Annotated in this window: 14 protein-coding genes and 1 riboswitch; of the genes, 10 read left to right on the top strand and 4 right to left on the bottom strand. The window is 68.2% G+C overall.

Translation table 11 applies throughout. The features are described 5' to 3' along the window. Window positions 1–93: 93 nt before the first annotated feature. Window positions 94–294: a Fic family protein gene (locus MJ122_RS30155; protein WP_345772970.1), complete on the top strand. Its 201-nt coding sequence runs from the start codon at window positions 94–96 to the stop codon at window positions 292–294. 93 nt (window positions 295–387) lie between these two features. Here MJ122_RS30155 and MJ122_RS03315 read toward each other — a convergent pair whose 3' ends face one another. Genes MJ122_RS03315 through MJ122_RS03300 form a run of 4 tightly spaced genes read right to left on the bottom strand, consistent with a single transcriptional unit; the run spans window position 388 to window position 3,880 of the window. After that, entirely contained in the window at window positions 388–1,017 is a 630-nt protein-coding gene (locus MJ122_RS03315) for an ABC-type transport auxiliary lipoprotein family protein (protein ID WP_239742264.1), read from the bottom strand. After that, on the bottom strand, window positions 1,014–1,952 hold the full coding sequence (locus tag MJ122_RS03310) for an MlaD family protein (protein WP_088416458.1): 939 nt from the start codon (window positions 1,950–1,952) through the stop codon (window positions 1,014–1,016). Before MJ122_RS03310 ends, MJ122_RS03315 begins: the two co-directional genes overlap by 4 nt. Continuing rightward, the gene (locus MJ122_RS03305; RefSeq protein ID WP_088416459.1) at window positions 1,953–2,738 is read right to left on the bottom strand and encodes an ATP-binding cassette domain-containing protein; all 786 of its coding nucleotides are present in this window, start codon (window positions 2,736–2,738) and stop codon (window positions 1,953–1,955) included. After that, complete coding sequence (locus tag MJ122_RS03300; RefSeq protein WP_239742262.1) at window positions 2,735–3,880, bottom strand: MlaE family lipid ABC transporter permease subunit; 1,146 nt, start codon at window positions 3,878–3,880, stop codon at window positions 2,735–2,737. The genes MJ122_RS03305 and MJ122_RS03300 overlap by 4 nt, the downstream gene beginning before the upstream one ends. 130 nt (window positions 3,881–4,010) lie before the next feature. After that, window positions 4,011–4,235: riboswitch (cobalamin riboswitch) on the top strand. 266 nt (window positions 4,236–4,501) lie between these two features. Between MJ122_RS03300 and cobO the strand changes: the two genes are divergently transcribed. The 9 genes from cobO (at window position 4,502) to cobC (ending at window position 12,988) form a co-directional block, all read left to right on the top strand. Next, entirely contained in the window at window positions 4,502–5,113 is a 612-nt protein-coding gene (gene cobO / locus MJ122_RS03295; RefSeq protein WP_239742260.1) for a cob(I)yrinic acid a,c-diamide adenosyltransferase, read from the top strand. A gap of 28 nt (window positions 5,114–5,141) precedes the next feature. Continuing rightward, window positions 5,142–6,434 carry a cobyrinate a,c-diamide synthase gene (locus MJ122_RS03290; protein WP_239742258.1) on the top strand — a complete coding sequence of 431 codons (1,293 nt, stop codon included), beginning with the start codon at window positions 5,142–5,144 and terminating at the stop codon, window positions 6,432–6,434. Between the two features lie 13 nt (window positions 6,435–6,447). Beyond that, window positions 6,448–7,098: a 5,6-dimethylbenzimidazole synthase gene (gene bluB, locus MJ122_RS03285; RefSeq protein ID WP_239742257.1), complete on the top strand. Its 651-nt coding sequence runs from the start codon at window positions 6,448–6,450 to the stop codon at window positions 7,096–7,098. After that, window positions 7,095–8,177 carry an adenosylcobinamide-phosphate synthase CbiB gene (gene cbiB, locus MJ122_RS03280; RefSeq protein WP_239742254.1) on the top strand — a complete coding sequence of 361 codons (1,083 nt, stop codon included), beginning with the start codon at window positions 7,095–7,097 and terminating at the stop codon, window positions 8,175–8,177. The genes bluB and cbiB overlap by 4 nt, the downstream gene beginning before the upstream one ends. Next, the gene (gene cobD, locus MJ122_RS03275; RefSeq protein WP_239742251.1) at window positions 8,177–9,178 is read left to right on the top strand and encodes a threonine-phosphate decarboxylase CobD; all 1,002 of its coding nucleotides are present in this window, start codon (window positions 8,177–8,179) and stop codon (window positions 9,176–9,178) included. Before cbiB ends, cobD begins: the two co-directional genes overlap by 1 nt. 8 nt (window positions 9,179–9,186) lie before the next feature. Further along, on the top strand, window positions 9,187–10,626 hold the full coding sequence (locus MJ122_RS03270; RefSeq protein WP_239742812.1) for a cobyric acid synthase: 1,440 nt from the start codon (window positions 9,187–9,189) through the stop codon (window positions 10,624–10,626). Between the two features lie 204 nt (window positions 10,627–10,830). Next, on the top strand, window positions 10,831–11,352 hold the full coding sequence (gene cobU, locus MJ122_RS03265; RefSeq protein WP_239742249.1) for a bifunctional adenosylcobinamide kinase/adenosylcobinamide-phosphate guanylyltransferase: 522 nt from the start codon (window positions 10,831–10,833) through the stop codon (window positions 11,350–11,352). Continuing rightward, window positions 11,349–12,404 (top strand): nicotinate-nucleotide--dimethylbenzimidazole phosphoribosyltransferase, encoded by a 1,056-nt coding sequence (cobT, locus tag MJ122_RS03260; RefSeq protein WP_239742247.1) that lies wholly within the window; start codon window positions 11,349–11,351, stop codon window positions 12,402–12,404. The genes cobU and cobT overlap by 4 nt, the downstream gene beginning before the upstream one ends. Next, on the top strand, window positions 12,401–12,988 hold the full coding sequence (gene cobC / locus MJ122_RS03255; RefSeq protein ID WP_088416469.1) for an alpha-ribazole phosphatase family protein: 588 nt from the start codon (window positions 12,401–12,403) through the stop codon (window positions 12,986–12,988). The genes cobT and cobC overlap by 4 nt, the downstream gene beginning before the upstream one ends. The last annotated feature ends 32 nt before the right edge of the window (window positions 12,989–13,020 follow it).

Raw genomic sequence — 13,020 nt, 5'->3', positions numbered from 1 at the left:
GGCGCGTGAGGAAGCCGATCTAATAGGCCATCCGGCCCATCATGGAGCGCTGCAGCGCACCGGAGCTCATTAAGCTCGGCTCTGGAGCCTGCAGTGGGGCGACTGTCGTCGATGTTTCGTCAGGAGGAAGTGCTCAGCGTTGGCGATCTGATGGAGCAACTCTCGCATCGCACGAGCTTTCGTAACAACTACCTCAACCCGGCTCTGCTGGCGGGCTGCGTTGAGATGTCCCAGCCTGGTACTCCACGCAGCCCGACCCAAGGCTATCGCCTGGCCAGCAAGAGGGGCGGCTGAAGTGGAACGGATAACGCCATGGGCGTTACCCGCCGTTGGTGTCGTGGCGGATCCCCCGTGCCGGGTTCTGCGCCCTACGGGCTTAAGAAGTGCTCAGTGCGCGGGCGGGACGATCTTCTGCTGCTGCCCCTGCTGCAACGTCCACTCCACTACCTGAGCCGAAAGCTGGTCGGCGGCCTTGCCGAAGGCGCTGACCACCTCGGGCACCTGTTTGCCGCCCACCGGCTGGCGGACCTCGAAGGTGCGCGAGGCGACGATGCGCTGGCCGAGGGTGCGCACCAGGCGGGCGTCGTAGCGGATATGAATCACTGGATTGCCGTTCTGGTATTCGCTCTGGAAGGCGCGCAGGTCGCCGGTCAGGTCGAGGTCGGCCTGCAGGCTGGCTTCGTCGCTGCTCAGGGCGCGCACGCTGCCGTTGGCGGTGAAGGCGTCGAGCAGGCGATCACGCAGCAGGCCTGGGGCGCGGTTGCTCCAGCGCGCGCCCTGATAGCTGCTGATCTGGCTGCCCTGCGGGACTACGGCGATGCGGTTGCTGTCCAGCGCGAGGCTGGCGCTGGGCGCGCTGATGCGCAGCGACCAGTTCACCGGCGCATTGCTGCGCGCGGGCTGCTGGGTGGCCGGCAGCAGGTAGAAGTCGGGGCTCTCCGCTTCCGGGAGGATCGAGCAGGCGCCCAGCAGGCTGACCAGGGCGGCAACACCGAGCAGGCGTGGGAGGGCGGTCATGGCTGGAACTCCTTGTTGCGTTCGCGGCCGAGCAGGTAGCCGGTGGGGTTTTCCTGCAGGCGGCGGGTGACGCCGCGCAGGTCTTCCAGGGTAGAGCGCAGTTCGCGGATGGCCGGGCCGATCTCGCCGAGGCCATCGAGTCCGCCGTTCACCGAGTCGTAGTTGCTGTTGAGCAACTGCTCCACCCGCTCGCTGCTGGTACGCAGCGAGGCGAGGGTCTTCTGGGTGTCGTCGAGGATGTCCTGGCCCTTGCCGCCCAGCGTCTGGTTGGCGCGCTCGAGCAGTTGGCTGGCGTTGGCCAGGGTGATGCGCGCCTGCTCGCTGGCGGCGGCCAGCTCCTTGAAGGTCTGGCGGATGTCATCGCGCTGCTCGGCGACTACGCCGGTGGCCTGGTCGATGTGGTCCAGGGTGCGGCTGATGCGGTCGACGTTCTCCTGGGAGAACATGCGGTTTACGTTGTTGATCAGGTTATTGATATTGGTCGCGATGTCCTCGCCGTTGGCCAGCAGCTTGGCGAAGGGCGAGGGGATGGTCTTGATCACCGGCACTTCGCCGTCCTTGCTGGCCAGCGGCGGGCTGTCCTGGGCGGCGCTGGAAAGCTGGATGATGGCCTGGCCGGTGACGCCGGTGAGAGCCAGCTTGGCGCGCGTGTCTTCGCGGATCGGCGTGCTGTCGTACACGCGGATGCGTGCGCGGACCTTGCGCGGGTCGTTCGGGTCCAGGCGCAGGGACGTCACGTCGCCCACGCGGATGCCGCTGTACTGTACGGTGCCGCCTTCGGACAGGCCGGTCACCGCCTCGTTGAAGATCACGTCGTAGATCTTGTAATGCTGGTCGTTGCTCGACTGCGCCAGCCACAGCGCGAAGAGCAGCGCGCCGATCGACACGACCAGGGTGAACAGGCCGATCAGCACATGATGGGCACGGGTTTCCATTCAGCTTTCCTCCCGCAGGTGTTCGGTGGCCTGCAGCGCGGCACGGCCGCGGGGGCCGTGGAAGTAGTCCTGCACCCAGGCGTCGTCGGTCTGGGCGACCTGGTCCAGCGGACCTACCACCAGCACGCGCTTCTGCGAGAGCACGGCGACGCGGTCGCAGATGGTGTAGAGGGTGTCCAGGTCGTGGGTGACCAGGAACACGGTGAGGCCAAAGGCGTCGCGCAGGGTCAGGATGAGTTGGTCAAAAGCCGCCGCGCCAATCGGGTCGAGGCCGGCGGTGGGCTCGTCGAGGAACAGGATGTCCGGGTCCAGCGCCAGGGCGCGGGCCAGGGCGGCGCGCTTGACCATACCGCCGGAGAGCTCGGCTGGGTATTTGCCGCCGGCATCCGGCGGCAGGCCGGCGAGGGAAATCTTCACCTTGGCCATGAATTGCGCGTCGGCGCGGGACAGCCCGGCATGCTCGATCAGTGGCAGGCAGATGTTCTCGCTCACGGTCAGGGAGGAGAACAGCGCGCCGTTCTGGAACAGCACGCCGAAGCGCCGTTCCAGCTTCGAGCGCTCCAGCGGCGGCAGCGCCGGCAGGTTCTGCCCGAACACATGCACGCTGCCTTCGCTGGGTTGGCGCAGGCCGATGATGCTGCGCAGCAGCACCGACTTGCCGGTGCCCGAGCCGCCGACCACGCCGAGGATCTCGCCCTTCATCACGTCGAGATCCAGGTGCTCGTGCACGGCGTGGGTGCCGAAGCGGTTGGCCAGGTCACGGACGACGATGATCGGTTCGCTCACCAGCCCATCTCCATGAAGAACAGCGCGAAGACCGCATCCAGCAGGATCACCACGAAGATCGACTGGACCACGCTGGAGGTCGTGTGCTCGCCCACCGACTGCGCGCTGCCGCTGACCCGGAAGCCTTCCAGGCAGCCGATCACGGCAATGATGAAGGCGAACACCGGGGCTTTGACGATGCCCACCAGGAAATGCTGCACGGCAATGTCGTTCTGCAGCATGTAGAGGAACATGCGCGGTGAGATATCCAGGCTCAGGGCGCAGACCACGCCGCCGCCGAAGATGCCGGAGATCATCGCCAGGAAGGTCAGCATCGGCAGGGTCAGCAGCAGGGCCAGCACCCGTGGCAGCACCAGCAGCTCCATCGGGTCCAGGCCCAGCGCCTGGATGGCGTCGATCTCCTGGTTGGCCTTCATCGAGCCGATCTGCGCGGTGAAGGCGCTGGCGGTGCGGCCGGCGAGCAGGATCGCAGTGAGCAGTACGCCGAATTCGCGCAGGAAGGAGAAGCCCACCAGGTCGACGGTGTAGATCTGTGCGCCGAATTTCTGCAGCACCGTGGCGCCGAGGAAGGCCACCACCGCGCCGACCATGAAGGTCAGCAGGGCGACGATGGGCACGGCGTCCAGCCCGGTTTCCTCCATATGCGCGGCCAGCGAGGTGAGGCGCCAGCGACGCGGGCGCAGCAGGTTTCTGAGCAGCGTCTGCAGGGTCAGGCCGATGAAGCCGAGCACGCCGACCAGGTGTTCGCGGAAGGTCAGGGTGGCGATGCCGATGCGTTCCAGCACATCGACCAGCGCGTTGCCCGGCTCCGGTGCCTTTTCGTCCAGGCGGCACTGGGTGATGGCGCTGCCGACGGCGCGCAGCAATGCCTGGCGTTCGGCGGGAAGGTTGCGGGCGATCTGCTCCAGCTGGCTCATGCGCGCACCGCCGATGATCTCGGCAAGCAGCGCGGCGCCGGCGGTGTCCAGCGCGCCGAGACCGGCAAAATCCAGCTCGGCGGGGCACTCTGCGTGGCGCTGAGCGGCAACCTGGGCTTCCAGCGCGGAGAAATGCGCGAGCGTCCAGTCACCGCTGACGTGCATCAGTGGTGGGCTGGCGGAGGGGTCGAGTTGAAGCTGGCCGGGCTGGGCGGTCATCGTCATGGTTCGCATTCTAGCGGAGTTACACACTGCCATGATTGGACATGTGTGTCGCCTTTTAGAGCGGCTGCCCGGAGTTGTGACCCGCTCGGCGACATCCTCTTCAATTGACGCCCCAGGCCGCCAGCCACTAAGCTGCGCGCCTGCTTCAGGTGCTCTCGGTGCGAGCCGCGAGTGAAACAGGGAAGCCGGTGACATCGATGCGCAATCGACCATTCCGGCGCTGCCCCCGCAACGGTAAGCGAGCCTCGAACCGCAATCCGCCACTGTGCTCCGGCATGGGAAGGCGCGGTTCTTCGGAAACGCCACGCGCTTCCACTCGCAAGCCCGGAGACCGGCCTGTCGCATCGCATGGCATCGCGGGAGGCGCTGCCGACGCCGGCCGCCTGCGCCGCGCGTTGCCGTCCTCCGCCTGCCCCGACTGGTCAGTGCCGCGCGGGTGAGAGCGGCGGAGAATCCTTCAGTTGAGTTCCCTGTTCCCCAGGTCGACAGCCCGCGTGCTGGGCGACCTCTGCCGCATGCGCCCGCGCGCGCCACTGGCTCGTCTGCCCATTCAATTTCTCGTGCGCTGCTACCCGGCCGGCGGCCTGACGCCTGCGCAATGCCTATCTGGAGCATCCTTTCATGACTGAATCCCCGGAAAAGGACGAGCGCCATCGCTCGCGCATGCAGCGCAAGAAGGAGGTGATCGACGAGAAGATCGCCCAGGCCCAGGGCGAGCGCGGCGTGTTCCTGGTCAACAGCGGCAACGGCAAGGGCAAGAGCAGCTCGGCCTTCGGCATGGTCGCCCGCGCATTGGGCCACGGCATGAAGGTGGGCGTGGTGCAGTTCATCAAGGGCGCCGCCACCACCGGCGAGGAAGCGTTCTTCCGCCGCTTTCCCGATGAGGTCAGCTTCCACGTGATGGGCGAAGGTTTTACCTGGGAAACCCAGGACCGCCAGCGCGATATCGCCAAGGCGCAGGCGGCGTGGGAAGTCGCGCGCCAGCTGCTGGCCGACCCGGAAGTGGGCCTGGTGGTGCTGGACGAGGTGAACATCGCCCTCAAGCACGGCTACCTGGAGCTGGACACCGTGCTCGCTGATATTGCGGCGCGCCCGCCCATGCAGCACGTGGTTGCGACCGGCCGCGGGGTGCAGCCGGCCATGGTCGAGGCTGCGGATACCGTGACCGAGATGGGCCTGGTGAAGCACGCCTTCAAGGCCGGCATCAAGGCGCAGAAAGGGGTGGAGTTCTGATGCATCCCGTTGTGGCGGAGCGCGCCCGATGAGCTCGCGCCAATGCCCCGCATTGCTGATCGCCGCGCCCGCTTCGGGCCAGGGCAAGACCACCGTGACCGCCGCCCTGGCGCGCCTGCACACGCGCCTCGGACGCAAGGTGCGGGTGTTCAAGTGCGGACCGGATTTCCTCGACCCGATGATCCTCGCCCGCGCCAGTGCTGCGCCGGTCTACCAGCTGGACCTTTGGATGGTCGGCGAGCGGGAGAGCCGCCGCCTGCTCTGGGAGGCGGCCGGCGAGGCCGACCTGATCCTCATCGAGGGCGTGATGGGCCTGTTCGACGGCTCGCCCTCGGCGGCCGACCTGGCGCGGCGCTTCGATGTGCCGGTGATGGCAGTGATCAACGGCCAGTCCATGGCGCAGACCTTCGGTGCGATGGCGGTCGGCATGGCGACCTACCAGAGCGACCTGCCGTTCTCCGGCGTGCTCGCCAACCGCATCGGCAGCCAGCGCCACCGCGACCTGGTGCGCGACAGCCTGCCGGAATGGATTCGCTGGTATGGCGCGCTGCCGCGCGATACCGAAGTGGAGTTGCCCAGCCGCCACCTCGGCCTGGTGCAGGCCGACGAACTGGCCGACCTCGACGCCCGCCTGGACGCCGCCGCCGATGCCCTGGCGGCCAGCGCGAGTACCGAGCTGCCGGCGCCGGTGAGCTTTGCCGCGCCCGAGCCACGCAGCCAGCCCTCCGGCCTCGATGGCGTACGCATCGGTGTGGCGCGGGACAATGCCTTTGCCTTCCTCTATCAGGCCAACCTCGACCTGCTGAGCGAACTGGGCGCCGAACTGGTGTTCTTCTCGCCGCTGCGTGACGTGGCGCTGCCGGAGGTGGACAGCCTCTACCTGCCCGGCGGCTACCCGGAGCTGCACCTGCGGGCGCTGGCCGAGAACCGCGCGATGGCCCAGGCCATCCACGCGCACCACGAGATGGGCAAACCGATCCTCGCCGAGTGCGGAGGCATGCTCTATCTGCTCGACGCGCTGACCGACGTAGCCGGCGAACGCGCGCCGCTGCTTGGCCTGCTGCCGGGCGAGGCACGCATGCAGAAACGCCTCGCCGCGCTAGCGCTGCAGGCCGTGACGCTGCCCGAAGGCACCCTGCGCGGGCACACCTTCCACCACTCGATGCTCGACAGCCGCGAGAAACCGTTGGCCTGTGGCGTCTGCCCCAACGACAAGCCGGTGGCCGAAGCGGTGTTCCGCCGCGGCCGGCTCACCGCCTCCTACATCCACTTCTACCTGCCGTCCGACCCGGACGCCGCAGCAGCCCTGCTCAGACCATGAAGAGCGTCGGACCATGACCGAGCACGCCTACAGCCTTGAGGAGCGCGCCGCGCTCTACCGTGCCATTGCCGAGCGCCGTGACATGCGCCACTTCAGCGGCGGCACGGTGGCGCCCGAACTGCTCGCGCGTTTGCTCGAAGCGGCTCACCAGGCGCCCAGCGTCGGCCTGATGCAGCCGTGGCGGTTTATCCGCGTCACCTCGCGAGAACTGCGTGAATCGATCCATGCGCTGGTGGAGGAAGAGCGTGTGCGCACCGCCGAGGCGCTCGGCGAGCGTTCCGACGAGTTCATGCGGCTGAAGGTCGAGGGTGTGCTCGACTGCGCCGAGGTGCTGGTGGCCGCGCTGATGGAGGGGCGCGAGGCGCACGTCTTCGGCCGTCGCACGCTGCCGAACATGGACCTGGCCTCGCTCTCCTGTGCCATCCAGAACCTCTGGCTGGCTTCCCGCGCCGAAGGTCTGGGGATGGGCTGGGTCTCGCTGTTTGATCCGGCCGCGCTGGGCGAGCTGCTCGGATTGCCGGCAGGAGCGGAGGCCGTGGCGGTGATCTGCCTGGGGCCGGTCAGCGAGTTCTATCCCGCGCCGATGTTGGCCCTGGAAGGCTGGCGTCAGCCGCGCTCGCTGGACGAGCTGGTGTTCGAAAACCGCTGGGGAGAGAAGGCATGAGCCTGGCCTTGCTGAGCGTCCTCGGCGTGGCGCTGGACGCCCTGCTGGGCGAGCCGAAACGCTGGCATCCGCTGGTGGCGTTCGGGCGGTTGGCGGATCGATTGGAGCGGAGGTTCAATCGGTCGCGTGCGCCAGAGCGCCCTCTCCCTGAAGGGAGAGGGGATATTCGTGCCGTGCCACATTCCGATATTTCCGGCGAGCACAGTGCTGGCCAGCAACTCCAGATTAACTCCCTCTTTCTTCAGGGAGAGGGTGGGGGAGAGGGGGCATCAAGCCACTCCGAAATCTCCAGAAGCGATACCCCCGGCCTCGGCTGGCGCAGCCATGGCGTCACCGCCTGGGTGCTGGCGGTGATCCCGCTGACGCTGGTCGCGCTGCTGCTCAGTCTGCTGCCCTATGTCGGCTGGGTTGTACAGGCGCTCGCGCTGTATGCCGCGCTAGGCCTGCGCAGCCTGGGCGAACATGCCGAGCCGGTGGCAGTCGCCCTGCGCGCCGGCGACCTGAATGAAGCGCGGCTGCGCGTGGGCTACATGGTCAGCCGCGAAACCGCTGAGCTGGACGACACTGCCGTAGCCCGCGCCGCCACCGAATCGGTGCTGGAGAACGGCAGCGATGCGGTGTATGCCGCGCTGTTCTGGTTCGCCGTGGCCGGCGCGCCGGGCGTGGTGCTCTATCGCCTGAGCAACACCCTCGACGCCATGTGGGGCTACCGCAACGCACGCTTCGAACGCTTTGGCTGGGCCGCGGCGAAGGTCGACGATGCGCTCAATTACATTCCGGCGCGCCTGGTGGCGTTTACCTATGCGCTGCTCGGCCACACCCGTCTCGCCCTGTGCTGCTGGCGCACACAGGCGCCGCAATGGGACAGCCCCAACGCCGGCCCGGTGATGGCGGCCGGCGCGGGAGCGCTGGGCGTGTCGCTCGGCGGCTCCGCCCGCTACCACGGCGAACTCCACGAACGCCCCCAGCTGGGCGAAGGCCCGGCGCCGACCGCCACGGACATCTGGCGCGCGCAGGCCCTGGTGCGCCAGGGCGTGCTGCTCTGGCTGGCGGTCATCCTCATCCTGGGAGTGCTCTGATGCTCGAACATGGCGGCCGGTTGCGCAAAGCGGCGCAGCAGTACGGCATTCCGCTCGCCGAATGGCTGGACCTGTCCACCGGTATTTCGCCCTGGCCCTGGGCTTTGCCCAGCGTGCCGGCGGCTTCATGGATGCGCCTGCCCGAAGACGGCGACGGCCTGGAAGCCGCCGCTCGTCGCTACTACAGTGCCGAAAAGCTGCTGCCGCTGCCCGGCAGCCAGGCGGCGATCCAGTTGCTGCCGCGGCTGCGCCGGCCGGGCAAGGTCGGCGTCGTCTCGCCCTGTTACGCCGAGCACGCCGAGTCCTGGCGTGCCGCCGGGCACATCCTGCGCGAGGTCAGCGACCAGGAAGTCCCCCATCACCTGGAGCGCTTCGACGTGCTGGTGGTGGTCAACCCGAACAATCCCACCGGCCGGCGCATCGAGGCCGGCGTGCTGCTGGAGTGGCATGCGCGCCTGCAGGAACGCGGCGGCTGGCTGGTGGTGGACGAAGCCTTCATGGACTGCACGCCCGAGCTCAGCCTGGCGCCCAGTTGTGCCAGCCGTCCCGGGCTGATCGTGCTGCGCTCCTTCGGCAAGTTCTTCGGCCTGGCCGGTGCGCGCCTGGGCTTCGCCTTCGCCGAACCGCGCCTGCTGGAGAGCCTGGCGAAACTGCTCGGCCCCTGGTCGGTGAGCGGCCCGACGCGCTGGGTCGCGCAGGCGGTGCTGGGCGAGTTCCAGGAACACATCCAGCGGCGACGCGATCTGCATGAGGCCAGCCGGCATCTGGCCGGGCTGCTCGGGGAGCACGGTTTCGCCCCGCAGGGCGGCACGCCGCTGTTCCAGTGGGTGGTGTCGATGCGCTCCCACGCGCTGCGCGATCACCTGGCGCGCCAGGGCGTCCTCGTGCGTCTGTTCGAGACGCCGGCCAGCCTGCGCTTCGGCCTGCCCCCGGACGAGAAGGGCTGGGAGCGCCTGGAGCATGGCCTGCGCACCTTCAACCAGATGGAGAACCTGCGGTGAGCACGCTGATGGTGCAGGGCACCACATCCGACGCGGGCAAGAGCACGCTGGTAACCGCACTGTGCCGCTGGCTGCGCCGGCAGGGCGTGGCCGTGGCGCCGTTCAAGCCGCAGAACATGGCGCTCAACAGTGCGGTGACGGCTGACGGAGGCGAGATCGGCCGTGCCCAGGCAGTGCAGGCGCAGGCCTGCCACCTGGCGCCGCACACCGACATGAACCCGGTGCTGCTCAAGCCCAACAGCGATACCGGCGCCCAGGTCATCATCCATGGCCGCGCGGTGACCAGCATGAACGCCGTGGCTTACCACGACTACAAGCGCGTGGCGATGCAGGCGGTGCTCGACTCCCATCAGCGCCTGAGCGCGCAGTACCCGGTGGTGATGGTGGAGGGCGCAGGATCGCCGGCGGAGATCAACCTGCGCGCCAACGACATCGCCAACATGGGTTTTGCCGAGGCGGTGGACTGCCCGGTGATCCTGATCGCCGACATCGACCGCGGTGGCGTATTCGCTCACCTGGTCGGCACCCTGGAGTTGCTCAGCGAGAGCGAGCGGGCGCGGGTGAAGGGCTTCGTCATCAACCGTTTCCGCGGCGACATCGCATTGCTGCAGAACGGCCTCGACTGGCTGGAAGAGCGCACCGGCGTTCCAGTGCTCGGCGTGCTGCCGTACCTGATGGACTTCCACCTGGAAGCCGAGGACGCCATCGACACCCGCCAGGCCCGCAAGGCCGGCGAACGCCTGCGCGTGGTGGTGCCGGTGCTGCCGCGCATCAGCAACCACACCGACTTCGATCCGCTGCGCCTGCACCCGCAGGTGGAGCTGACCTTCGTCGGCCCTGGCCAGCCGATCCCGCCGGCGGACCTGATCATCCTGCCCGGCTCCAAGAGCGTGCGGCCGGACCTGGCCTTCCTCCGTGCCCAGGGCTGGGAAGAAGCAATCCGCCGACACCTGCGCTACGGCGGCAAGCTGCTGGGTATTTGCGGCGGCTTGCAGATGCTTGGCCGGACTCTGGCCGACCCGCATGGCCTGGAAGGCGCGGCGGGGGAGAGCGACGGTCTGGGCCTGCTGGATCTGACCACCGTGCTGGAACCCGAGAAGCAGCTGCGCAATGTCAGCGGCCAGTTGGCGCTGGAAGGCGCCCCGGTGAGTGGTTACGAGATTCATGCCGGCGTCACCGCAGGCCCGGCGCTGGCGAACCCGGCCGTGCGCCTGAGCGATGGTCGCACTGACGGCGCAGTGAGTGACGACGGTCAGGTGATGGGCACCTACCTGCACGGCCTGTTCGAGTCCGCCGCATCCAGTTCGGCACTGCTGCGCTGGGCCGGGCTGGGTGAGGTGCAGAGCATCGACTACCACGCCCTGCGCGAACGTGACATCGAGCGCCTGGCCGATCAGGTGGAGGCGCATCTGGATACCGAAAAATTGAGAGCGCTATGCGGACTGTAGGGCGCATAACCGTTCGCGGTTATCCGCCTTCTCTCCTCGCTGCGATTTCGGCGGATAACGCCGGAGGCGTTATCCGCCCTACGGGGCACTGGCGTCTTCGTAGGATGGGTGGAGCGCAGCGATACCCATCAGACCTGCGCTCAGCCGCGATGGGTATCGCAGGCTCCACCCATCCTACAAAAGCCTCGTGCTGAGGAAGTCTCCATGCTTGAACTGATCCTCGGCGGTGCCCGTTCGGGCAAGAGCCGCCTGGCCGAGCGCCTGGCGCAGGAAAGCGGCCTGCCGGTCACCTACGTTGCCACGGCCCAGGCCGGCGACGGCGAGATGTCCACGCGCATCCTCCAGCACCGCGAGCGCCGCCCCGAACACTGGGGCCTGGTGGAAGAACCGCTGGCCCTGGCCGACGTGCTGGAACGCCTGGCGGCGCCAAAGCAATGCGTGCTGGTGGACTGCCTGACCCTGTGGGTCACCAACCTGCTGATCCACGAAGATGGCTGGCGCCTGCGCAGCGAGATCGACGCGCTGCTGGAAACGCTGCCGCAACTGCCCGGACGAATCATTCTGGTCAGCAACGAAACCGGGCTGGGCGTGGTGCCGATGGGCGAGCTCAGCCGCCGATATGTCGACGAGGCCGGCTGGCTGCACCAGTCCCTGGCCGAGCTCAGCGAGCGCGTGGTGTTCACCGTCGCCGGCCTGCCCATGGTGTTGAAGGGGGAAGCGTTATGAGTCTGCAATGGTGGCTGCAATCGACCCAGCCGATAGACCGCGTCGCGCAGGACAAAGCCGCCGCGCGCCAGGACCAACTGACCAAGCCGCGCGGCGCGCTGGGCCGGCTGGAAGAGGAAACCATCCGTCTGGCCGGCCTGCAGGGACGCGAGCGGCCGGCTCTGGAGCACATCTGGATCGCCCTGTTCGCCGGTGACCACGGGGTGGTCGCCGAGGGCGTGTCGGCCTATCCGCAGGCGGTGACCGTGGAGATGCTGCGCAACTTCGTGCGCGGCGGTGCGGCGATCAGCGTGCTGGCCCGCGACCTCGATGCGCGCCTGGAGGTGATCGACCTGGGCACCGCCACGCCGCTTGAGCCGCTGGCGGGTGTGCTGCATGTGATGGTCGGCGCCGGCACCGCGAACTTCACGAAAGAGCCGGCGATGACCGCTGCGCAGTGCCTGATCGCTCTGGAAGCCGGCCGCGAATCCGTGCGCCGTGCGCAGCAGGCCGGTGCGGAGCTGTTCATTGGCGGTGAAATGGGGATCGGCAATACCAGTTCGGCGGCGGCGCTGGCCTGCGCCCTGCTGGATGAGCCGGCGCAGGCTCTGGTCGGCCCCGGCACTGGACTGGATGCGCAGGGCGTCGCACGCAAGGTCGAGGTGATCGATCGCGCGCTGGCGTTGCACCGCGCCCATTGCGACGAGCCCTTCGAGGCGCTGTGCCGTCTCGGCGGTTTCGAGATCGCCGCGCTGGTGGGCGCCTATCTCGCCTGCGCGCAGAAGGGCATCCCGGTGCTGGTGGACGGTTTCATCTGCACCACTGCCGCACTGTGCGCCACGCACCTGAACCCCGGCTGCCGCGACTGGCTGCTGTTCGCCCACGCCGGCGCCGAGCCGGGGCACAACCGCGTGCTGGCCGCGCTCAACGCCGAGCCCTTGCTGGACCTTGGGCTGCGCCTGGGCGAGGGCAGCGGCGCAGCGCTGGCGGTGCCGTTGCTGCGCCAGGCGTGCCGGTTGCACAGTGGCATGGCGACCTTCGCCGAGGCAGCGGTGTCGGACCGCCCGGCATGACATTGCGCCTGGAGTTGCTGCGTCACGGCGAGACCGAACTCGGCGGTGGCTTTCGCGGGCGCCTGGACGATGCGTTGACCGAAACCGGCTGGGCGCAGATGCGTGATGCACTGGGCAATGAATGCCGCTGGTCGGCGCTGGTCAGCTCGCCGCTGCAACGTTGCGCGGCTTTCGCCGAGGAGTTGGCGGCGCGCCATGGCTTGCCGCTGGGCTTCGAACCGGGCCTGCAGGAGCTGGATTTCGGGCAGTGGGAAGGCCTTTCGCCAGCTAAGCTGATGGAGACGGACGCCGTGGCGCTGGAGCGCTTCTGGAACGATCCTTACGCCTTTGCGCCGCCCGGTGGCGAGGCCATGGGCGACTTTGAATCCCGTGTCTTCGCAGCGCTGGAACGCCTCTACCAGGCCCATGCCGGATCGTCCGTGCTGGTGGTCACCCACGGTGGCGTGATGCGCCTGCTCGGCGCGCTGGCCAGCGGCCTGCCGGCAAAGCGCCTGCTGGAGGTGGTGGTGGCCCACGGCGAATGCATGGCGCTGGACGTGACCCGCAACGGCGACGGCTGGCGCATCCACAAGGCAAGCAACTGATGACACACCCGGACCGCGAGCAAGAGGCAGCC

It is taken from the genome of Pseudomonas sp. DP-17, assembly GCF_022380625.1.
Classification (GTDB): domain Bacteria; phylum Pseudomonadota; class Gammaproteobacteria; order Pseudomonadales; family Pseudomonadaceae; genus Pseudomonas; species Pseudomonas nitroreducens_A.
The sequence above is the reverse complement of the archived record's forward strand: the minus strand, read 5'-3'. Positions and strand labels throughout refer to the sequence as shown.

Excerpts from the sequence above, each read along its gene's own strand:
- MJ122_RS03290 (WP_239742258.1), top strand. The coding sequence starts at position 5,142 with ATGAGCTCGCGCCAATGCCCCGCATTGCTGATCGCCGCGCCCGCTTCG.
- MJ122_RS03270 (WP_239742812.1), top strand. The coding sequence starts at position 9,187 with ATGGTGCAGGGCACCACATCCGACGCGGGCAAGAGCACGCTGGTAACC.
- MJ122_RS03300 (WP_239742262.1), bottom strand. The coding sequence starts at position 3,880 with ATGACGATGACCGCCCAGCCCGGCCAGCTTCAACTCGACCCCTCCGCC.
- MJ122_RS03310 (WP_088416458.1), bottom strand. The coding sequence starts at position 1,952 with ATGGAAACCCGTGCCCATCATGTGCTGATCGGCCTGTTCACCCTGGTC.
- cobU (WP_239742249.1), top strand. The coding sequence starts at position 10,831 with ATGCTTGAACTGATCCTCGGCGGTGCCCGTTCGGGCAAGAGCCGCCTG.
- MJ122_RS03315 (WP_239742264.1), bottom strand. The coding sequence starts at position 1,017 with ATGACCGCCCTCCCACGCCTGCTCGGTGTTGCCGCCCTGGTCAGCCTG.
- cobO (WP_239742260.1), top strand. The coding sequence starts at position 4,502 with ATGACTGAATCCCCGGAAAAGGACGAGCGCCATCGCTCGCGCATGCAG.
- cobD (WP_239742251.1), top strand. The coding sequence starts at position 8,177 with ATGCTCGAACATGGCGGCCGGTTGCGCAAAGCGGCGCAGCAGTACGGC.
- bluB (WP_239742257.1), top strand. The coding sequence starts at position 6,448 with ATGACCGAGCACGCCTACAGCCTTGAGGAGCGCGCCGCGCTCTACCGT.
- cobC (WP_088416469.1), top strand. The coding sequence starts at position 12,401 with ATGACATTGCGCCTGGAGTTGCTGCGTCACGGCGAGACCGAACTCGGC.
- cbiB (WP_239742254.1), top strand. The coding sequence starts at position 7,095 with ATGAGCCTGGCCTTGCTGAGCGTCCTCGGCGTGGCGCTGGACGCCCTG.
- cobT (WP_239742247.1), top strand. The coding sequence starts at position 11,349 with ATGAGTCTGCAATGGTGGCTGCAATCGACCCAGCCGATAGACCGCGTC.